This window comes from Bradyrhizobium sp. (assembly GCF_027451485.1).
Lineage (GTDB): Bacteria > Pseudomonadota > Alphaproteobacteria > Rhizobiales > Xanthobacteraceae > Bradyrhizobium.
In genome coordinates this window covers 1-21,547 of record NZ_DAIDJE010000148.1, presented here as the reverse complement: position 1 = coordinate 21,547, position 21,547 = coordinate 1, and the positions used below count along the sequence as shown (strand labels likewise).

The following is a 21,547-nucleotide window of genomic DNA, read 5'->3' as shown; positions in this document are numbered from 1 at the left end:
CAAAATAGCGAAGCCATTTTGCGCGGCAGGCGCAGGCCCGGAATCCTTGCGCCTCCTGAACGCCGGGAGGAATGGATTCTGTGATGTGCGATTGCACATCACAGCTCGTTCGTCTCACTCGCGCTCCGGAAGGACCGCACAAAAGACAACCGGATTGCGTCGCATTTGCTCCTCACAACGGCGATCAAGCGGACTTCTCAAACAACTCGCGCCCGATCAGCATGCGGCGGATTTCGGAAGTGCCGGCGCCGATTTCATAGAGCTTGGCGTCGCGCAGCAGCCGTCCCGTCGGGTAATCGTTGATATAGCCGTTGCCCCCCAAAAGCTGGATCGCATCCAGCGCGCATTGCGTCGCCTTTTCGGCGGCATAGAGAATGGCCCCGGCGGCGTCCTCGCGCGTGGTCTCGCCGCGGTCGCAGGCCTTCGCCACCGCATAGACGTAGGCGCGTGAGGCGTTCATCGTCGTGTACATGTCGGCGATCTTGCCCTGCACCAGTTGAAAGCTGCCGATCGACTGACCGAATTGCTTGCGCTCGTGCACGTAAGGCAACACCACATCCATACAGGCCTGCATAATGCCGATCGGACCCGCGGCGAGCACCGCGCGCTCGTAATCCAGGCCCGACATCAGGACATTGACGCCCCGGCCAACCTGGCCCAGCACATTTTCCTCCGGCACCTCGCAATTATCGAATACGAGTTCGGCCGTGTCCGAGCCGCGCATGCCAAGCTTGTCGAGCTTTTGCGCGGTGGAAAATCCCTTCATTCCCTTTTCGATGATGAAAGCGGTGATGCCACGCGGACCCGCGGCCGGATCGGTCTTGGCATAGACCACCAGCGTCTCGGCAACGGGACCGTTGGTAATCCACATCTTGGCGCCGTTGAGCACGTAGCGATCGCCCTTCTTCTCGGCGCGCGTCGTCATCGACACCACGTCAGAGCCCGAGCCTGGCTCGGACATCGCCAGCGCCCCGACATGCTCGCCGGAAATCAATTTCGGGAGATATTTCTTCTTCTGCGCCTCGGTACCGTTGCGACGGAGCTGGTTGACGCAGAGATTGGAGTGCGCACCATACGACAAGCCGACCGCGGCGGAGGCGCGCGAAATCTCTTCCATCGCCACGCAATGTTCGAGATAGCCCAACCCTGAGCCGCCATATTCTTCTTCCACCGTGATGCCGTGCAGGCCGAGCGCGCCCAGCTTCGGCCAGAGATCGATCGGAAACTGGTTGCTCTTGTCGATTTGGGCGGCGCGGGGCGCGATCTCGTTGTTTGAAAAATCGTGGACCGTCTCGCGCAACGCATCGGCGGTTTCGCCGAGATCGAAATTGAACATCCGGTACGCGTTGGGAATCATGGCGGCTCTCCGCAAGACTTGAGCTATTAATTTGTTATTGGCTTAATCGCTTGAACTGGACTTGTCACGGCCGACAAACGACCGGAGTGGCGTGGCGCTTGGCATGCCATCGCCCCGCCGAGATCGTCCGGGGAATCCGCCAAAACTCTCTCTTGCCCTTACCCCTGCAAGGGGATGTAATTTACCCAAAAGCTAACCACCTTCCGACATAACGAAAGGGACGCCTCCTCAAGGGAAAACGGCCATGAACGTCCAGACACCGCACGGGATCGACAAGCAGGAATTAATGCGCGCCGCACGCGAGGCCGCCTATTCCATGCCGATCGAGGATTTTCACCCCGGCGCGCCGCAATTGTTCCGCAACGATACGCTCTGGCCCTATTTCGAACGGCTGCGCAAGGAAGCGCCGGTGCACTACTGCACGAAAGCACCGATCGAGCCCTATTGGTCCGTTACCCGGTACAACGACATCATGCATGTCGACACCAACCACGCGATCTTCTCGTCGGACGTTTCGCTGGGCGGAATTTCCATCCGCGACGTCCCCCCGGGCTATGACTGGCCGAGCTTCATCGCCATGGACCAGCCGCGCCATTCGGCGCAGCGCAAGACCGTGCAGCCGATGTTCACCCCGACCCATCTGGACGAGCTCGCGATCCTGATCCGACAGCGCACGGCCCGCGTGCTCGATTCGCTGCCGCGTAACGAGACCTTCAACTTCGTCGACCTTGTCTCGATCGAACTGACCACGCAGATGCTGGCGACACTGTTCGATTTTCCATTCGAGGAACGGCGCAAGCTGACGCGCTGGTCTGATGTCTCGACCGCGCTGCCGAAAGGCGGCATCGTCGATTCGGCGGAACAGCGCCGCGCCGAGATGGACGAATGCGCCGCTTATTTCTCCAAGCTGTGGAACGAGCGCGTCAACGCCGAGCCGCGGAACGACCTGATCTCCATGATGGCGCACAACGAGGCCACGCGCCACATGGATCCGGACAACCTCATGGGGAACATCATTCTGCTGATCGTCGGCGGCAACGACACCACGCGCAACACCATGAGCGGATCGGTGCTCGCGCTCAACGAGCACCCGGACCAATACAGGAAACTTCGCGAAAATCCTGACCTGATCGAATCCATGGTGCCGGAAGTCATTCGCTGGCAGACCCCCCTCGCCCACATGCGGCGGACGGCGCTGGTCGATACCGAACTCGGCGGCCAGACGATCAAGAAGGGCGACCGCGTCGTGATGTGGTACGTCTCGGGCAACCGCGACGAGGAAGTGATCGACCGTCCAAACGAGTTCATCATCGACCGCGCGCGGCCGAAGATCCATCTGTCGTTCGGCTTCGGCATCCACCGCTGTGTCGGCATGCGGCTCGCCGAGTTGCAACTGAGGATCGTCTGGCAGGAAATCCTCAAGCGCTTCGAGCGGATCGAGGTGGTCGGGGAGCCGAAGCGGGTCTATTCCTCTTTCGTGCGCGGTATCGAGTCCCTCCCTGTACGCATACCCGCCTAGTGCGGCGAATTTGAAGTTCCTATCAGTGTTGCCGCGAGTTCGTCATAGGAACTTCAAATTTTCAAAGCCGCACTAGAATCAATAAGTTGCTAGAGCTCCTTGATTCCGGAGTTCGCATCAGAGGTGCCGCGGATAGCTTGCGAACTTCGGAATCGGAGCTCTAGACCGGGCTGTAAGCCGGAACTAATCCCTTGAACGCGCCTCGGGACCCGCCTATCCCGAGGAGCCGTATCCTGATGATTGACCCGCAAGCCGAGAGAATATGACCGCCCCTGATCACGACGAACATGCCGACATCCGCGACGCCGTCGCCAAGCTCTGCGCGCAATTCCCCGGCGAATACTGGCGCAAGCTCGACCGAGAAATGGCCTACCCGAAGGCCTTCGTCGATGCGCTGACTGAATCCGGCTATCTGTCGGTCCTGATCCCGGAGGAATACGGCGGCGCAGGCCTCAAACTCTCGGCTGCCACCGCGATCCTGGAAGAGATTCACCGGGCCGGTTGCAATGCCGGCGCCTGCCACGCCCAGATGTACACCATGGGTACGTTGCTGCGCCACGGCAGCGAGACGCAAAAGGCGAAATGGCTGCCGAAGATCGCAAGCGGCGAATTGCGCTTCCAGGCCTTCGGCGTCACCGAACCGACGAGCGGCACCGACACCTCGTCGCTGAAGACTTTTGCCCGGCGCGAGGGCAACGACAGCTACATCGTCAATGGCCAGAAGATCTGGACCAGCCGCGCCGAATATTCCGACCTGATGATCCTGCTGGCGCGCACCACCCCGAAGGAGCAGGCGAAGAAGCGCACCGACGGGCTTTCGGTGTTCATCGTCGACATGCGCGAAGCCAAGAAGGCGGGGCTTTCGATCCGTCCGATCCGCACCATGATGAACCACTCGACCACCGAAGTTTTCTTCACCGACATGAAGGTGCCGGCGGAAAACCTGATCGGCGAGGAGGGCAAGGGCTTTCGCTACATTCTCTCCGGCATGAATGCCGAGCGCATCCTGATTGCATCGGAATGCATCGGCGATGCCAAATGGTTCATCGAGAAAGCCTCGACCTACGCGAAAGACCGCGCGGTGTTCGGCCGCCCGATCGGCCAGAACCAGGGCATCCAGTTTCCGATCGCGAAAGCCTATGCGGCGATGCGCGCGGCCGAGCTGATGGTCAGGGAGGCGACCCGGAAATACGAAGCCGGTCTCGAGTGCGGCGCGGAGGCCAATATGGCCAAGATGCTGGCGGCGGACGCGTCTTGGGAAGCGGCCAACGCCTGCGTGCAGACCCATGGCGGCTTCGGTTTTGCCGAGGAATACGACGTCGAACGCAAGTTCCGCGAAACGCGTCTTTATCAGGTGGCGCCGATCTCGACCAACCTCGTTCTGTCCTTCATCGCCGAGCACGTGCTCGGCATGCCGCGTTCCTACTGAGGACCTGAAGACATGCTGCCGCTCGAGGGAATAACCGTCATCGCCGTCGAACAGGCCGTGGCTGCGCCGTTCTGCTCGTCGCGCCTCGCGGATGCCGGCGCCCACGTCATCAAGGTGGAACGCCCCGAGGGCGACTTCGCCCGCGGCTATGACGCCGCCGCCAAAGGCCAAAGCAGCTATTTCGTCTGGCTCAATCGCGGCAAGGATTCCGCCGTCGTCGACCTCGCCACCCAGGACGGCCGCACTGAGCTGGAACGGCTGATCGCCGGCGCCGACGTGCTGCTGCAAAATCTCAAGCCCGGCTCGATGGACAAGCTGGGCTTTTCGCTCGATCGGCTCAAGAGGGACTATCCGCGGCTGATCTGCTGCACCATCACCGGCTACGGCGACGATGGCCCCTATGCGCACCGCAAGGCCTATGATCTGTTGATCCAGGCCGAAAGCGGGCTCGCCTCGATCACCGGCGGACCGGAAGGCCCTTCGCGCGTCGGACTGTCGATCGTCGATATCGCGACCGGCGCCACGGCCCATGCCTCGATCCTTGAGGCGCTGATCGGGCGCTCGAAAACCGGCAAGGGCGCCGATATCCGCATCTCGATGTTCGACGTGATGGCCGACTGGATGACCGTGCCATTGATCAATTCGGAAGCCGGGCAACCTCCAAAAAGAATTGGCCTCGCCCATCCCTCGATCGCGCCCTACGGCGTATTCCGCTCCAGCGACGGCAAGGACATTTTGATCTCGATCCAGAGCGAGCGCGAGTGGAAGAAACTCTGCGCCGAGGTGCTCGGACAGCCCGACCTGCCGAACGATCCGCGGTTGTCCAACATGGTGGAACGCGTCAGGAATCGCCCGCTGACCGATGGTATCGTCGGCAAGAGCTTTGCTTCGATGACGCGCGATGAGTTGCTCAAGCGCCTGGCGGATGCCGACATCGCCTTCGCCGAGGTCAACAGCATGGATGACCTCGCACATCACCCGCACTTGCGGCGGATCGAGGTGAAGACGCCGAACGGCCTCGTGAGCTATCCGGCGCCCGCGGCCATCTTCATCGGCGAGCCGCGTCACTATGGACCGGTGCCCGCGATCGGCGAACAACCGGCATCACCAGAAAAAGGCTCCGCGCGGAAGGCGTCATGACCGAAAAGATAGATCTCGATCACTTGCGGCAATGGATCGGCCGCAGCACCGAAGCGACCGACCTTGTCACCGCACAGCTCGTCAAGGGGCTGCGTGCGACGCTGTTTCTGCCCATCGGCGAACCCAGGGCCGGTGATGCCGCTCCCTTCACCGTGCACTGGTGCCTGGCGCCGGCGGTGGTGCCGGCTTCCGAGCTCGGCCCCGACGGCCATCCCGCGCGTGGCGGCTTTCTGCCACCGGTGCCGTTGCCGCGGCGGATGTGGGCGGGCGGCGAGCTTGCGTTTTTCGATACGTTGCGCGTCGGCGACGAGGTCAAGCGCATCTCTCGCATCAAGGACGTCAGCCTGAAGAGCGGCTCGACAGGGCAACTGTGCTTTGTCGCCGTCGACCATGAGCTGACGACGCCGCGCGGCATCGCGATCCGCGAGCGGCACGATATCGTCTATCGCGATGTCACCGCGGCCTCGCCTGCGCCGGCGAAACCCGCCGGTTCGCCGCCAGTTGCAAAGCACCGCGAGACGCACTTCGCCGATCCCGTGCTGCTGTTTCGTTATTCGGCGCTGACCTTCAACGGTCACCGCATCCACTACGACCGCGACTACGTCACCAAGGTCGAGGGCTATCCCGGCCTGATCTTCCACGGGCCGATGCAGGCCGCGCTTCAGATCGAATTCGCCGCCAGAGTTCGCGGCGCCGTGCCGAAGAAGTTCGCCTATCGCGGTCTTCAGCCGCTGTTCGAGGGCAGCGAGTTTTCGGTCAACGCGAATGAGACGGCTGATGGGCTCGAAACCTGGACGGCGAATTCACTGGGTCAGCCGACCATGAAGGGCACAGCAACGTGGTGAGGGCCACGTCCGTCATTGCAAGCGTAGCGAAGCAATCCGGAGGCTTCCCCGGGGAGACATTCCGGATGGCTTCGTCGCTCCGTTCCTCGCAATGACGGATCATCCTCACATGGCACCTTCGCGCAAGCCGGTCAAAACTTCCGCCCCTCTCACGGTCAAGCAGGCGACCTTCGACCTGCTGCGCGCGTTCGGCATCAGACGCGTGTTCGGTAATCCCGGTTCGACCGAACTGCCGTTCCTCAGCGACTGGCCCGACGACATCGACTACGTGCTCGGGTTGCAAGAAGCCTCCGTCATCGGCATGGCCGACGGCTATGCGCAGGCGACGCGCAATGCCGCCTTCGTCAACCTGCATTCGGCGGCCGGCGTCGGACATGCGCTCGGCAACATCTTCACCGCCTATCGCAACCAGACCCCGCTCGTGATCACCGCGGGCCAGCAGGCGCGCTCGCTCCTGCCCTTGCAGCCGTTTCTGTTTGCCGAACGGGCGTCTGAATTTCCACGACCCTATGTGAAATTTTCCATCGAACCGGCCCGCGCGGAAGACGTGCCGGCGGCGATTGCGCGCGCCTATTACACCGCGATGCAGCCGCCCTGCGGACCGACCTTCGTCTCGGTGCCGATCGACGACTGGCAAAAGCCTGCGCAAGCCATCGAGGCGCGCGACGTGACGCGCGAACTCGGTCCGGATCTCGATGCCGTCAAGGGGCTCGCGGATGCGCTTGCCGCAAGCCAGAAGCCCGTCTTCGTGGTCGGTCCAGCCGTGGACCGCGCGCAAGCCGTCGAACTGATGGTGCGGCTTGCGGAGAAAACCCGCGCGCCGGTCTGGGTCAGTCCGTTCTCGGCGCGCTGCAGCTTTCCGGAACGCCACCCGCAATTCGCGGGCTTCCTGCATGCTTCGCCCGGTCAGCTCTCGGAGGCGCTGCGCGGGTATGATCTGGTCGTGGTGATTGGCGCCCCGGTCTTCACCTTTCACGTCGAAGGACACGCCTCGATTTTCGAGGGCGCGACGCGCCTGTTCCAGATCACCGACGATGCGGAAGCCGCCGCGGTGACGCCCGCCGGCACCAGCATCATCGCCACCATGAGGCCGGCACTCGCCGCCTTGCTCGAAACGACTGGCGAGACGAAGCGCGCAATGCCGAAAGGCCGAGTGTTGCCGGCACCACCTCAGGCGGCCGACCCCATCCCCGCAGCGTTCCTGCTGCATAGCCTCAACTTGGCGATGCCGGGCGACGCCGTGCTGGTGGAGGAAGCGCCTTCGCATCGTCCTGCGATGCAGAACTTCATGCCGATGCGGGGCCAGGACAGCTTCTACACCATGGCAAGCGGAGGACTGGGCCACAGCCTGCCGGCCGCGGTCGGCATCGCCCTTGGCCGCCCCGGCGTGCGGACCGTCTGCCTTGTCGGCGATGGCTCGGCGATGTATTCGATCCAGGCGCTGTGGACGGCGGCCCAGCGCAAGCTGCCGCTGACGGTCGTCGTCATCAACAACCAGGGCTATGGCGCGATGCGCTCGTTCAGTCAGGTGATGCAGGTGCGCAAGGTGCCCGGCCTCGACATGCCCGGCCTTGACTTTGTGAAGATCGCCGAAGGCATGGGCTGCGATGCGGCACGGGTGACGAAATCATCGGAGTTGGCCGGTGCGCTGAAGCGCGCGCTCTCGCACAATGGCACCAGCCTCGTGGAGGTGCTGGTCGATTCCGTTGTGCCGGTGCTGTACGCGAGGAATGGCTAAGAGGTCACCGTCACGCGCGCGGGACGGCGAAGTCGCCGCCCGGGCTCCTCACCATGAGGGTTGGTTACTTCCCAAACTCATCCCGCAGCTTGGCCTGGATCTTGGCCATTCCGCCAATCCAGCGGTCATAGTCCTCGGTCTTCCTGCGCATGTAACCGAGTACTTGCGGGTGCGGCAGAATTAAAAACGTCTCCTGCTCGATGCCTTTGAGGGCATCGCCAGCCACCTGTTCCGGCGACAGGTCGCCGTCGCCGGATTGCGGCCCCTTCGGAATCGAACGTAGCATGTCAGTTTCGACGCCTTGCGGGCACAGGATCGATACCCTGATGCCGTCGGCTCTGTGCGAGATCGCGAGATTCTCGGCAAAGCCCACCGCCGCATGTTTGGTGGTGGAATAGGCGGGGCTTCCGATCTGCGACAACAGCCCGGCGGCGGAAATCGTGTTGAGGAAGTAGCCGCCGCCGCGCGCCTTGAACCGTGGGACGAGATGCCGTGCCGCATAGACATGCGCCATGACGTGAATGGCCCAGCTTCGCGCGAACGGCTCGTCCGAGGTGCCGCCGGCATTCACTGACAGCGGATCGAAGCCGGCGCCGATGCCGGCGTTGGAGCAGAACAACGCGATGGGACCAAACAGCCGTTCGGTCTCCTCGATGACATGAAGAATATCCTTCTCCTGCGCGACGTCGCATTTGAATGCCGCCCCGTCGAGCGAAGCCGCGATCTTCCGCGCACCCGCGACATCGAGATCGGCCACGACCACCTTGGCGGCGCCGGCGCGGTGAAACGCCTCGCACAGCGCCCGGCCGATGCCGTTGGCGCCGCCAGTGACGACGACGACTTTGCCGTTCACCTGCATTGCAAAACCTGGGTTTCGAGGATCGATCTTAGGCCAGGACCAAGTCCAGCACGGCCGTATAATGGCACGCAGCGCCGAGCAGCACGAAACAATGCCAGATCACGTTCTGGAAGCGCAATCGTTGCCATGCGTGGAAGATTACTCCAAAACTGTAGAGCAGGCCACCGGCGAGGATGAACCAGAGCGCCAGCTTCGGCAGCGAGGAAAGACCGGCATCATAGGCGATGATGCCGCTCCAGCCCATCGCGAGATAAAGCCCGACCGCAAGGCGGTCGAAACGGCCGGGGAAAATCAGCTTCACCGCGATGCCGATCGCCGCCACGCCCCAGACGCCCGCAAGCAGGGACATCGCAAAGACGCGGTCCTGCAACTGCGCGAAAATCGGCGTATAGGTCGCGGCGATCAGGACGTAGATCGCCGAGTGGTCGAAGCGGCGCAGCAGCCATTTCCGCTGAGAAATCGGCCAGAGGTTATAGGCCGCGGAGAAGCCGAGCATCGCCAGCAGGCCTGCGGCATAAACGGAAACGGTGACCACCGCATAGGCCGAGGCGAACACCGCCGCCAGCACGATCAGCACGGTGACGGCGATCAGCGCAGAGAACACGCCGATGCCATGAACGACACCATCGGCAATCAGCTCGGCGCGGTCGTAGTTCCAGCGGATAGCGCCGGCCGCCGCATGGGCCGAAGTCGAGGCGAGCTGCTTCAATCTGAAGACGGTCATAACGGGCACAGCTTCTTCAATGAAACAGATACTACCTTGATCAGATCAACGATCCCCTAAGCGGCGAGTCCCCCCACGGTCCCTGAACGAATTCGCCGCCTTCGTACCGGGCTTGTCGTGCCTCGATCCCTGATCGGGGTACTAGCCGGAAATCGCGTCGTAAATGTGAAAGCTTGATTTTGGCGCACCAATCGCCACTTTTAAGACCGGCTTTGGTAAAATTGCCGTTTTTTGTCGGGTTTTTGCACGCCACCGATGGCCTTTGATTTTTCCGACATGGTGGAAGAGGCGCGCATCTCGGCGCGCGCGCTGATCGATTTCAGCGAAGGCCTGTTCAATCCGACGCTGCGGCTCGGCATCACCGGCCTTTCACGCGCCGGCAAAACCGTGTTCATCACCGCCCTGATCCATGGCCTGACGCGCGGCGGGCGCTTTCCGGTATTCGAACCGCTGGCCTCGGGACGGATCGCCCGCGCCCATCTGGAGCCGCAGCCCGACGATGCCGTGCCGCGCTTCGACTATGAGCGCCATGTCCATACGCTGATCGACGAGCGCGCCTGGCCGAATTCGACCGTGGACATCAGCGAACTGCGTCTTGTGATCGACTATCAGCGCGCGAGTGGCGCCGAACGCACGCTCACGCTCGACATCGTGGACTATCCCGGCGAATGGCTGCTCGACCTGCCGCTGCTCAACAAGAGCTACGAGCAATGGGCCAATGAGAGCCTGGAGCTGTCGCGCGGCAACGCTCGCAGCCCCCTTGCTCCCGCCTGGCACGCCTATCTTGCAGGCTTGAGGGCCGATGCGCCCGCCGACGAACAGGCGGCGCTGACATCGGCGCGGCTGTTCACCGATTATCTGCGCGCCTGCCGTGACGAGCGCTTTGCCATGAGCCTGCTGCCGCCCGGCCGCTTCCTGATGCCGGGCAGCCTTGCCGGTTCCCCGGCTTTGACCTTCGCGCCTCTCGAGGTTCCACAAGACGGCACCGCTCCGGAAGGATCGCTGTGGGCGATGATGCGACGTCGTTACCAGTCCTACAAGGATATCGTGGTGCGGCCGTTCTTCCGCGATCACTTCGCGCGGCTTGACCGCCAGGTGGTGCTGGTCGATGCGCTCGCCGCGATCAATTCGGGACCGAGCGCGCTGTTTGACCTCGAGGCTGCGATGGCCGGCATTCTCGAATGTTTCCGGGTCGGCCGCGGCACCTTCCTCAACGCGTTGTTCCGCCCCAGGATCGACCGCATCCTGTTTGCCGCCACCAAGGCCGATCATCTGCACCATTCGAGCCATGACCGCCTGGAGGCGGTGCTGAAGCGCGCGGTTTCGCATGCGATGATGCGGGCGGAAGACACCGGCGCAGCCATCGATGTGGTGGCGCTCGCTGCCGTCCGCGCCACGCGCGAAGCACAGGTGACGCGCAAGCGGGAAACCCTGCCGTCGATCCTGGGAACGCCGATCGCAGGCGAAAAGGCCGACGGCGAAATCTTTGACGGCAACACCGAGGTTGCCACCTTTCCCGGAGAGTTGCCGGAAAATCCGGAAACCCTGTTCGAGGGGGAGAGCGCCTTTCGCGGGCTTGCCAGCGCGCAAAGCGATGCCGACTTTCGCTTCTTGCGCTTCCGTCCGCCGCATCTCGTGCGCGACGGCCGGGATGGCGAGGAAGCCCTGGCGTTGCCTCACATCCGGCTTGACCGGGCGCTGCAATTTTTGATCGGAGACCGTCTGCAATGAGCAAGCGCGCCTCTTACCGCCGGCCTGCGACCTTCAAGCTCGACGATGCCAACGTCGTCGTGACTGATCCGGACGAAGAGAGCCGCCCCTCGCGCGGCACGATCCGCATCACGCCGGAAAGCGAAGCGCCGCAGCTGCCTGTCGCGGTCGATCCGACCATCGTTCCGTCGGGACAACGCTTCCGCTGGGGCGCGCTGTTCTGGGGCGCGGTCGGCGGGTTGGCGCTGCTCGCCGCCGGCCTTGGCGTCACGCAGCTGATCGAGAACCTGTTTGCGCGCAGTGACAGCCTGGGCGTATTGGGGCTCGGGCTGACGTCGATCGCAATCGCGTCATTCCTGGTCATCGGCGCGCGGGAGGCAGCCGGTCTGATGCGGCTTGCGACCATCGAACATCTGCATCGGCGCGCCGCCGCGGTGCTGGCCAGCGACGACCGCCGCGAAAGCCGCAATGTGCTGCGCGATCTGCTCAAGATCGCCCATCAGAACCCGCATCTGGCGCGTGCGCGCGCCACACTGACCCATCACTCGGGCGACATCATCGACGGCGCCGACATGATTCGTCTCGCCGAACGCGAACTGATGACCCCTCTCGATCGGGAGGCGCGGCTTCTGATTTCAGCCGCGGCCCAACGCGTCTCGCTGGTCACCGCGCTCAGCCCGCGCGCTCTGTTCGACATCGCCTTCGTCTTCGCAGTCTCGCTTCGCCTGATCCGCCAACTGGCGCTGCTCTATGGCGGGAGGCCCGGCACGCTCGGCCTGATCAAGCTGATGCGCCAGGTGCTGGCGCATCTTGCGATCACGGGCGGCATGGCGGCGAGCGACAGCGTCATCCAGCAGGTGCTCGGCCATGGCCTCGCCGCCAAGCTGTCTGAGCGGTTAGGCGAAGGCCTCCTCAATGGGCTGTTGACCGCCAGACTGGGCCTGGCCGCGATCGATCTCACGCGGCCGCTGCCATTCACCTCCCTGCCGCGACCGGCACTCACGGATCTGGCAAAGGATCTCCTGCGCAAGCGCGATGAAGCCGACGAGGCGTGACTTGGGCGCCCGTTACGCCAGCCAGCGCCAGCCGAACAGCGGCGAGTCCTCGGGCGGCGAAAGCTCCGGCGTCCAGCCCGAAAATTTTTCGATCGCATAAGTGTCCATCACGACCCCGCGCCAGACCCGATCGACCCGCTCAAGCGGCTCGCGCTTGGCCGGAATCGCCGTCCATAGATCGATGGCCTTATCTTCAGGTTCGCGCCCGACATAGAGACCGATATGGCCAGCGATCCGGCTCATATCGGGCGGACGAAAGCCCTGATATCGCCCGCGCTCGTTGATCTGCACCACCGGCACGCGGTTACGGAAAAAGAAGCGCAGCATCGAATAGGTGCGATAATTCGTCGTGGCGATCCAGGTCGCGCCAGTCTTTCGCAGTTCGGCCTCGGTGCGCGCGATCAGCGGCCGGTATCCGGCCTCGGCGCCGACCGGATCGGTATGGCCGATGAGATTAAAGGGCGCAAAGAGATAGTAGAAGATGACCGCGACCACGAAGGCGACACCGGAGACGATCGCCACCCTCGCCCATCGCCATGACGTTGCGACAAAGGCTGCGGACCAACCTTCCTGACGCATGGCCACGAGATTGATCGCGCATGCCGCGAATCCGAACGGCCAGATGAAGGTCGGCCAGGTATCGCCGACCCGCAGACTCAGCGATTTCCACAGAAAATAAAGCAGGGGAACGAGAACAGCCGTCGACAGCAGGATGGCAACCGGATCCTGCTTTCGGTAGCCGCGCCACGCCGTCAAGACGACGCCGGTCAGGACGACCGGAAGCAGCAAAAAGCCGACGAGCCCGAACTGCATACCGATGAATTCACCAAGCGCGCGGAACGTCAACGGATGGGACGCCGTTACCCGCACCGCCTGAAAGCGAAACGAGGCCCAGTCGTGCTGCATGTTCCAGACCAGCACGGGCGTGAACACCAGCACAGCGATCACCGCTGCTGCCCAGGGATAGGGGCTGCGCAGCCAGCGTCCGCGCCAGGCCGGTACCCACATGAACGCCAGCACGGCCGGCACCAGCAAAGCCACGGTGAATTTCGACAATGCCGCGAGCCCCGCAAACGCGCCCGCTGCAAGCCACCAGCGCGCATCGCCGCTCTCGGCAAGCCGGACCAGCGCCCACGCCATAGCGGTCGCGAACAGCACCAGCGGGACGTCCGGCCCCACCTTGGTCATCAGCATCCCGAAATAGAGGGACGCCTCCATCATCGCGATCACGATGATCGCCGCGCGGACATCGCGCGTGACGCGCCAGACGATATCAGCGAGCAGTCCCTCCGTCGCGAGCATCGCGATCAGCCCCGCGAACCGGGCGCCGAAACTGCTGTCACCGAAGATCGCGGTGCCAAAGCGGACGAACCAGGCGACCATGGGCGGGTGGTCGAGGAACGAAAGGACGTGTTCGTTCGACCAGGTCCAGTAATAGGCCTCGTCGGTCCTGAGATCGGTAAAGCCGGCATAGACCGCACGCAACACCGTCATCGCCGCGACCAGCGCGACGACGCCAACCCAGGGTCTGGCGGCACTCGGAGCGGACTTTTCCGCACCTACGCCGAAGTGATCGTGAGGCGCCATGGTCACAGCGCTTTCTCCCCGACTCCGGCAGGAGTGTCAACGTCCCCTGCGTGGCTCACACCGGCGTCAATCCGGCAGGGCCGCCCGACTGACCGGCAGGGGGTCAAACTGCAACGCGCGACTGCCGTGCACATTCGGGAAGGCCATAGTGCCCTGGCAAATTGACGATTGCATCCGTTGCCGCTCTTTCGCTCAGCGCCGTCGCCTGGCGGAATTGACTTGACATTGACTTGAGCGCCGCCGGTGCGAGAATCGCGCCATGAAACGGCGAATTCTTTTCATCATTCTGCTCGCGATCGTTCTCGCCTTGATCATGAAGTATGGCGCAAACGCAGCGACCCTCGGCCTTTGATCGGTCGCCTCTCCTCGATCGAATCGCCTGTCAACGATGCCCTCGACAATGCGATTTGATTCGCGGTGACGTATCCCGGAAACTCCCCCCCTCACGACTTCGTGTCCGTTCGCGAGGCTTTACGATGAGCACCGCCGATGATCACGCATGGCTCACATGATGGCGAGCCCGGTTGCAGGCCGCGGCGCGGCGCACTAGGTCACGCGGTATCCCCCGAGGCAGCACGCCTTAACCTTTCTGAAATCCACGAATTAACGCTATGAATGCCGATGCCGCTCTCGTGCGCCATTCGCGCGACGCGAGACTCTACCTGTTTCTCGGTCTGGCGAACTGGTTCATCTTTCTGGACCACATTCCCAACAATGCCGTGAGCTGGATCTCGCTCCGTAACTTGGGCTTCAGCGGCGCTGGCGATGTGTTCGTGTTCATCATCGGCTATGCCGCGGCGCTCACCTACGCGCCCATCATGCTGGACCGTGGCGCTATCGTGGGTACGACCCGGGTGTTGAAACGCGCCTGGCAGCTCTATGCCGCGTTCATCGTATTGTTTGCGATCTATGCCGTGTCGATCGGCGACGCCGCCAGCCGTTATGCCGCACCGGACATCATCTATCAGTTCAATATGCCCGGCCTGCTGACCGATCCGGTCCGCACCGTGGCGCATGGCCTGCTGCTGCAATCCAGGGCGCTGAATCTCGACCTGCTCCAGCTCGCGGTGGCGTTGATGGCGTGTTTTCCGTTCATGCTGTGGCTGATGTTGCGCCTTCCGGATTTTGCGCTCGCTGCCTCGGTCGCACTCTATCTCGCCGCCCGACAATTCGAATGGACCTTGTCGGCGTTTCCGGACGGAAGCTGGTACCTCAACCCATTCTGCTGGCAATTGCTGTTCGTGCTCGGCGCCTGGTGCGCGCTCGGCGGCGCGAGCCGGCTTCGCGCGCAATTCCGCTCGCCGGCATGGGCCTATCTCGGCCTGGCTTACCTCATCCTGGCGTTTGCCGTGACGATCGCCGGCCGGTTTCCCGCACTTGGCGATGCTTTTCCTGCCTGGCTGCACGACGGCTTGCTGACGAATGACCGGGCCAATCTTGCCCCGTACCGCATCCTGCATTTCGTGATCGTCGCGCTGTTCGCCACGCGGCTGATCCCGAAAGACTGGCACGGGCTCACCAACCCGGCCTTCAGGCCACTGATCGTCTGCGGCGAACAGGCGCTGCCCGTGTTCTGCGCCGGCGTCTTCCTCTCCTTCGCGGGCCATTTTATCCTGCTCACCGGTTCCGGCTCGATCACCCAGCAGATCATGGTCAGCCTGTCAGGCATCGTGATCATGATGCTGGTCGCAAGCTATGTATCCTGGTCGAAGCGGCAGGATGGGCACTCACTTGCGCCGCTGGGCGGGGCGCCATCGCTGGGAATCCGATAGGCGGCGGCGCGCGCAAGCCGATTCCTTCGGAGCCGGCTTGATTGTATGCTTCAGACAAACCGTGCATCGGAGCTTTCGGATGAGGTCCGAACCCGCTTCTATTCCGGCGTTCGAAGCTGACTACGCGCCGGACGATATTGCCATCGCGAAGCGCCTGCTCGAGGTCCCGCGCCTTGACGCGACCCGCGAGGCGCGGATCGACCGGACAGCGACGCGGCTGATCGGCGCCATCCGCGCCAGCGAAGACCGGCTCGGCGGCGTCGAGGATCTCCTGCGCGAATTCGCACTCTCCACCAAAGAGGGCCTTGCGTTGATGGTGCTGGCCGAAGCGCTGCTGCGCGTGCCGGACGCGGACACCGCCGACCGCTTCATCGAAGACAAGCTGGGCGAGGGCGATTTCATTCATCACGAAACCAAGTCGAGCGCGTTCCTCGTCAATGCCTCGGCCTGGGCGCTTGGCATGTCGGCGCGGGTGATCCAGCCGGGCGAAACACCGGACGGGACCATCGGCCGGCTGGTGAAGCGCCTCGGGGCACCTGCGGTGCGCGCCGCGACGCGGCAGGCAATGCGGCTGATGGGCAGCCACTTCGTGCTCGGCGAAACTATCGAGGCCGCGCTGGCGCGGGCGCACCCGGAAGCTGCGCTGCGTTACTCCTTCGACATGCTGGGCGAAGGTGCGCGCACCGCAGCCGACGCGGAACGTTATTTTGCGGCCTATGCCAGCGCGATCGATGCGATCGGCGCCGGCGCCGGAAATCATCCCCTGCCCGACCGGCCCGGCATTTCCATCAAGCTGTCGGCGCTGCATCCGCGCTTCGAGGCGTTGAGCCGCGAGCGCGTGCTGAGCGAGTTGGTGCCACGGCTAATCGATCTGGCGCGCCGTGCGCGAGGCTACAACCTCAACCTCACCATCGACGCGGAGGAAGCAGACCGGCTTGAGCTGTCGCTGGAAGTGATTGCGGCGGCGTTTTCCGATCCGTCGTTCGCCGGCTGGGACGGTTTTGGCCTTGCCGTTCAAGCCTACCAGAAGCGCGCTCACGCGGTCATCGCTTACGCGAACAAACTCGCAACGGCGCTGAACCGCCGCATGATGGTGCGGCTCGTCAAGGGCGCCTATTGGGACACCGAGATCAAGCGTGCGCAGGAGCGCGGACTGGCAGACTATCCCGTGTTCACGCGCAAGGCGATGACGGACCTCAACTATATTGCCTGCGCGGAGCAACTGCTAGGCTTGAGGCCCCGGCTGTTTCCGCAATTTGCCACCCACAATGCGCTGACGGTCGCAACCGTGCTTGAGCTTGCAGGTCGCGAAGGCGGCTTCGAATTACAGCGACTCCACGGCATGGGCGAAGCTCTTTATGCGCAACTGCTCGCCGATCATCCGAACCTCGCGTGCCGCACCTATGCGCCCGTCGGCAGCCACCGCGATCTTCTCGCCTATCTGGTGCGGCGCCTGCTGGAGAACGGCGCCAACTCTTCTTTCGTGGCGCTCGCCGCCGACAAGGCCGTGCCGGCGGCGAGACTGCTGCGGCGTCCGGCCGACATCATCGACGCGGCGAAAAACGCCCGTCACCCGAATATTCCGCTTCCGCCCGACCTCTACGGTCCGCAGCGGAAAAACTCGCGCGGCCTGGAATTCGGCAACCGGGCCGAGCTGGAGCCGATGCTCGCCGCGATCAAGTCCGAAACCGCGCTCATCGCCGCGGCTCCTCTCGTCGATGGCAAGCCGGAAGCCGGCAAGGCACGGCCGGTGTTCGGTCCCGCCGATCCTGCAACGCCCGTTGGAAACGTGATCGATCCAACATCGGAAAACGCGAAGGCGGCGATCATGGCCGCGCGCGCCGGATTTCTGCGCTGGAGCCGCACGCCGGCCGCAATACGCGCCCGTCATATCGAGCGCGCCGCCGATATCCTCGAACAGCGCGCGGCACATTTCATCGCACTGCTACAGCGGGAAGGCGGCAAGACGCTCGATGATGCCATTTCCGAGGTTCGCGAAGCCGCCGACTTCTGCCGCTACTATGCAGCCCAGGGCCGCGATCACTTCCGCCGGGACGAAGCCATGCCGGGGCCGACCGGCGAGAGCAACATCCTGCGCTGGCGGGGCCGCGGCGTATTCCTCGCGATTTCGCCCTGGAATTTCCCGCTGGCGATTTTTTTAGGCCAGGTTACCGCGGCGCTGATGGCGGGAAACGCCGTGGTGGCCAAACCCGCCGAACAGACCCCGCTGATCGCCTTCGAAGCCGTCCGCCTGTTGCACGATGCCGGCATGCCGGCTTCCGCGCTGCACTTTCTGCCCGGCGATGGCCGCATCGGCGAAGCCCTCGTTGCCCACCCCGACGTCGCCGGCGTCGTCTTCACCGGCTCGACCGAGGTCGCACGCGCCATCAACCGCGCCCTGGCCGCCAAGAACGGCCCGATCGTGCCCTTGATTGCCGAGACTGGCGGCATCAACGCCATGATCGTGGATGCGACCGCATTGCCCGAACAGGTCGCCGACGACGTGCTCGCCTCCGCATTCCGCTCGGCCGGACAGCGCTGCTCGGCACTGCGGATCCTGTTCGCGCAGGAAGAAGTCGCCGACCGCATGATCGACATGATCGCCGGCGCCGCGCGCGAACTGAAGATCGGCGCCCCGTCTGATCCCGCCACCCATATCGGCCCCGTCATCGACGCCGAGGCCAAGCGAAAGCTTGAAACACATATCGCGCGGATGAAGCGCGAGGCGCGCGTCCATTTTGCAGGCCATGCGCCTGACGGCCAGTATGTCGCGCCGCATGTCTTCGAACTGGCGAGCGCCAGCCAACTGACTGAAGAAGTGTTCGGCCCGATCCTGCACGTGGTGCGCTACGGCGCGGGCCGGCTCGGCGAGGTTCTGTCATCGATCGAGCGCACCGGCTACGGCCTGACGCTCGGCATCCATTCGCGGATCGACGATGTGATCGATGCCGCCGCCGGCCGGCTCGCGACCGGCAACGTCTATGTCAACCGCAACATGATCGGCGCTGTGGTTGGCGTGCAGCCATTTGGCGGCTTCGGCCTGTCCGGCACCGGCCCCAAGGCCGGCGGCCCGCATTATCTGATGCGCTTTGCAACCGAGCAGACGGTCACCATCAACACCGCTGCCGCCGGTGGCAATGCCGCGCTGCTGTCGGGCGAGGAATAGGCGCGACCCAGAGCGGCGCAAACGACCGTTGCATCCACCATCTTTATCGATCAAAACCGGTGACCTAGTCACACTAGCGCGCGATGGCGTTCCATTGCACGGAATAAGGCGGCAACACGAAGCGGTTTGATCATGGCAGGCGGCATCTTCGAAGGCTTAAAGGTTCTCGATTGCGCGAGTTTCATTGCCGCGCCCGCGGCGGCCACCGTGCTGTCGGACTTCGGCGCTGACGTGATCAAGATCGAGCCGCCGGGAACCGGCGATCCCTACCGTGTCCTGCCGAAACTGCCGGGATATCCGATCAGCCCGCATAATTTCGCCTGGTTGCTCGAGGGACGCAACAAGCGAAGTCTGGCGCTCGATCTCTCCAAGCCCGAGGGGCGCGAAGTGTTGTATCGGTTGGCGGCCGAGGCGGATGTGTTCATCACCAATTTTCCGCCCGGCGTTCGCAAGCGTCTCGGCATCACCTATGAAGAGATCAGGCCGAAGAATCCGCGGCTGATCTATGCGTCGTTCACCGGATACGGAGAGAAGGGTGCTGAAGCCGACAAGCCGGGCTTCGACAGCAACGCCTATTGGGCGCGCTCAGGCCTGATGGACCTCGTGCGCGCGGACGAGAATACGACCCCGGCGCGATCGATCCCCGGCATGGGCGACCATCCCTGCGCGATGGCATTCTACGGTGCGATCGTCACCGCCCTGTACAAGCGCGAGCGCACCGGCGAGGGCTCGCATGTTTCGTCGAACCTGATGGCGAACGGTCTGTGGGCGGCCGGCGTTTTGGCGCAGGCCAAGCTCTGCGGCGCGCAGTTCCAGGAACGGCGGCCTCGCGAGCGCGCGCTGAACGCAGTGACCAACCACTACCGCTGCAAGGACGGCCGCTGGCTGATCCTGTCTTTGCTCAACGAGGAGCGGCAATGGCCGACGCTTGCCCGCTGTCTGGGCCGCGAAGACCTGATCAACGATCCGCGGTTCGCCACCAAGCCTGACCGCCACGCGCGCTCGCTGGAATTGATCGCGATCTTCGATCAGGTGTTCGCCACGCGTGACCTCGCCGAATGGCGCGCCGCGCTCGACGGCAACGGTCTCGTCTTCGGCGTGGTCGGTATTCTCGATGACATTCCAAACGACAAGCAGATGATCGAGAACGAGGTGCTGTTGCCGTTCGAGAACGATACCATGCTCACGATCAACAGCCCGATCTGGGTCGACGGCAGCGAGAAGGTCAAACCGAAACGCCCACCTGACATCGGCGAGCACAGTGAGGAAGTCCTGCGCGAGGCCGGCTATGATGAGGCTGCGATCCGAAGCCTTAAAACCTCGGGCGCAGTGGGCTGAGCCCCGAACCATCGCTGCCGGGCGCAACCCCGCAGCCCGTCCATCTCCGAAAAAGACGTTTCAAGATGCCTGGCCGGTCAAGCCCAAGACGCGGGCGTCGGTCATCTATGGTGGACGAAAACCCAGCCAAACACCGCAATTCCGATGATCACGGCCACCGCAATCGCCCAGGTGCTGAGGCGGATGGCGCTGACGTTTTGCCTGGCACTTTCGTTGGCGGCGATCTCGCGATTGCGCTCTTTGCTTTCCCCGGTCGGATCGGTCACGGCCCATCTCCTGCGGTGGCTGGTCCTAATCTAGCCTGAGCCCGGACACGGCCTCAAGCGACGCGGGGTCCCGTGCGCCGTTCTCGCTTCCGCCTAATCCCGCCAGGCGCCCCAGCGAGAACGCCGCCAGCGCCGCACACAGCGCAGCAAGCGCCGCCGTCAGGAAAAGTTCACTCACGCTCCATTCGAGGCTGAGCAGGATGCCGCCTACCGACGGTCCGACGATCGAACCAACACGCCCCACCCCGAGCGCCCACCCGACGCCGGTGGCCCGGACCGATGTGGGATAAAACCCGGCTGCCAGCGCATTGGCGGCGATCTGTCCGCCGACGATGCAGAAGCCGGCCATGAAGATCGCGATGGTGACAGGAATAGCGGAATGTCCGAGCTGACCTATCGCTCCGACGGCGAAGACCGCGATGAAATAGACCAGCGCCAGCGCGCGGAACGAGAAGCGGTCGATGATCCCGCCAAGCGCGACGGTGCCAAGGACGCCGCCAACCTGGAACATCGAACCGGTCACGGCCGCAGCAGAGACCGAAGCCCCGAGATCATTCAGCACCGTCGGCAGCCAACTCGACAGGAGATACAGGTTGAGCAGGCTCATGAAGAACACAATCCACAGAAGCAGCGTGGCCAGCGCTCTTCCATCGCTGAACAGATGCTGGACCGGAACGCCCCTCAGCTCCGGCTCTTTCACGACGAAGCGCGTGGTCTCCGTAAAGCCGGCGCTCCCATTGATGCGGGAAAGTAACGCTGCGAGCCGCGCGTTGGCGCGGCCGGTCAGTGCCAGCAATCGCGCCGACTCCGGCAAGCAAAACCGGAGCATGGGCGCCAGCAGCAGCGGAGCCACACCCCCGACCACGAACACCGATCGCCAGCCAAAATGCGGAATCAGCGCCGCAGCAAGAAACCCGCCGAGCGCAGCCCCGATCGAAAAACCGACGAACATCACCATCACCATGGTGGCGCGGCGGCGATGCGGGGCGAATTCGGCAGTGAGCGCAACCGTATTCGGCATCGCGCCGCCGAGGCCGAGGCC

16 protein-coding genes are annotated in these 21,547 nt (G+C 63.6%); 10 read left to right on the top strand and 6 right to left on the bottom strand.

Translation table 11 applies throughout. The features are described from left to right. Nucleotides 1-184: 184 nt before the first annotated feature. Nucleotides 185-1,357 carry an isovaleryl-CoA dehydrogenase gene (locus NEZ08_RS18420; protein WP_298109915.1) on the bottom strand — a complete coding sequence of 391 codons (1,173 nt, stop codon included), beginning with the start codon at nucleotides 1,355-1,357 and terminating at the stop codon, nucleotides 185-187. A gap of 244 nt (nucleotides 1,358-1,601) precedes the next feature. Here NEZ08_RS18420 and NEZ08_RS18415 point away from each other — a divergent pair, with 244 nt between their 5' ends. The 5 genes from NEZ08_RS18415 (at nucleotide 1,602) to mdlC (ending at nucleotide 8,028) form a co-directional block, all read left to right on the top strand. After that, nucleotides 1,602-2,876 carry a cytochrome P450 gene (locus tag NEZ08_RS18415; protein ID WP_298109912.1) on the top strand — a complete coding sequence of 425 codons (1,275 nt, stop codon included), beginning with the start codon at nucleotides 1,602-1,604 and terminating at the stop codon, nucleotides 2,874-2,876. Nucleotides 2,877-3,138: 262 nt separating this feature from the next. Then, nucleotides 3,139-4,305, top strand: coding sequence for an acyl-CoA dehydrogenase family protein (locus NEZ08_RS18410; protein ID WP_298109909.1), 1,167 nt, complete (start codon nucleotides 3,139-3,141; stop codon nucleotides 4,303-4,305). 12 nt (nucleotides 4,306-4,317) lie between these two features. Then, the gene (locus tag NEZ08_RS18405) at nucleotides 4,318-5,445 is read left to right on the top strand and encodes a CaiB/BaiF CoA-transferase family protein (protein WP_298109906.1); all 1,128 of its coding nucleotides are present in this window, start codon (nucleotides 4,318-4,320) and stop codon (nucleotides 5,443-5,445) included. Continuing rightward, nucleotides 5,442-6,290, top strand: coding sequence for a MaoC family dehydratase N-terminal domain-containing protein (locus tag NEZ08_RS18400; RefSeq protein ID WP_298109903.1), 849 nt, complete (start codon nucleotides 5,442-5,444; stop codon nucleotides 6,288-6,290). The genes NEZ08_RS18405 and NEZ08_RS18400 overlap by 4 nt, the downstream gene beginning before the upstream one ends. Before the next feature lie 109 nt (nucleotides 6,291-6,399). Continuing rightward, a complete protein-coding gene (gene mdlC / locus NEZ08_RS18395; RefSeq protein WP_298109900.1) occupies nucleotides 6,400-8,028 on the top strand; it encodes a benzoylformate decarboxylase in 1,629 nt (542 codons plus the stop codon). Nucleotides 8,029-8,092: 64 nt separating this feature from the next. On the opposite strand, the gene NEZ08_RS18390 is transcribed toward mdlC, so the two are convergent. Both NEZ08_RS18390 and NEZ08_RS18385 read right to left on the bottom strand, forming a co-directional pair. Further along, entirely contained in the window at nucleotides 8,093-8,887 is a 795-nt protein-coding gene (locus NEZ08_RS18390) for an SDR family oxidoreductase (protein WP_298109897.1), read from the bottom strand. A 28-nt stretch (nucleotides 8,888-8,915) separates the two neighbouring features. After that, nucleotides 8,916-9,611: a hemolysin III family protein gene (locus NEZ08_RS18385; protein ID WP_298109894.1), complete on the bottom strand. Its 696-nt coding sequence runs from the start codon at nucleotides 9,609-9,611 to the stop codon at nucleotides 8,916-8,918. A 255-nt stretch (nucleotides 9,612-9,866) separates the two neighbouring features. Between NEZ08_RS18385 and NEZ08_RS18380 the strand changes: the two genes are divergently transcribed. Together NEZ08_RS18380 and NEZ08_RS18375 are read left to right on the top strand one after the other, a co-directional pair. Beyond that, nucleotides 9,867-11,342, top strand: a complete 1,476-nt coding sequence (locus NEZ08_RS18380; RefSeq protein WP_298109891.1) for a YcjX family protein — start codon at nucleotides 9,867-9,869, stop codon at nucleotides 11,340-11,342. Beyond that, on the top strand, nucleotides 11,339-12,376 hold the full coding sequence (locus NEZ08_RS18375) for a YcjF family protein (protein WP_298109889.1): 1,038 nt from the start codon (nucleotides 11,339-11,341) through the stop codon (nucleotides 12,374-12,376). The genes NEZ08_RS18380 and NEZ08_RS18375 overlap by 4 nt, the downstream gene beginning before the upstream one ends. 12 nt (nucleotides 12,377-12,388) lie before the next feature. Here the strand turns inward: NEZ08_RS18375 and NEZ08_RS18370 are convergent, their stop codons facing one another. Continuing rightward, on the bottom strand, nucleotides 12,389-13,870 hold the full coding sequence (locus NEZ08_RS18370; protein WP_298109929.1) for a glycosyltransferase family 39 protein: 1,482 nt from the start codon (nucleotides 13,868-13,870) through the stop codon (nucleotides 12,389-12,391). A gap of 704 nt (nucleotides 13,871-14,574) precedes the next feature. Between NEZ08_RS18370 and NEZ08_RS18365 the strand changes: the two genes are divergently transcribed. From NEZ08_RS18365 to NEZ08_RS18355, 3 genes are all read left to right on the top strand, one after another. Beyond that, nucleotides 14,575-15,735, top strand: a complete 1,161-nt coding sequence (locus NEZ08_RS18365; RefSeq protein ID WP_298109886.1) for an OpgC domain-containing protein — start codon at nucleotides 14,575-14,577, stop codon at nucleotides 15,733-15,735. Nucleotides 15,736-15,814: 79 nt separating this feature from the next. Then, complete coding sequence (gene putA, locus NEZ08_RS18360; RefSeq protein ID WP_298109883.1) at nucleotides 15,815-18,901, top strand: bifunctional proline dehydrogenase/L-glutamate gamma-semialdehyde dehydrogenase PutA; 3,087 nt, start codon at nucleotides 15,815-15,817, stop codon at nucleotides 18,899-18,901. Between the two features lie 132 nt (nucleotides 18,902-19,033). Next, nucleotides 19,034-20,239 (top strand): CaiB/BaiF CoA-transferase family protein, encoded by a 1,206-nt coding sequence (locus tag NEZ08_RS18355; RefSeq protein WP_298109882.1) that lies wholly within the window; start codon nucleotides 19,034-19,036, stop codon nucleotides 20,237-20,239. 101 nt (nucleotides 20,240-20,340) lie between these two features. Here the strand turns inward: NEZ08_RS18355 and NEZ08_RS18350 are convergent, their stop codons facing one another. Continuing rightward, nucleotides 20,341-20,505, bottom strand: coding sequence for a hypothetical protein (locus NEZ08_RS18350; RefSeq protein WP_298109879.1), 165 nt, complete (start codon nucleotides 20,503-20,505; stop codon nucleotides 20,341-20,343). A gap of 25 nt (nucleotides 20,506-20,530) precedes the next feature. Then, nucleotides 20,531-21,547, bottom strand: a 1,017-nt coding sequence (locus tag NEZ08_RS18345) for an MFS transporter (protein ID WP_298109877.1), incomplete at its 5' end; no start/stop codon positions are given.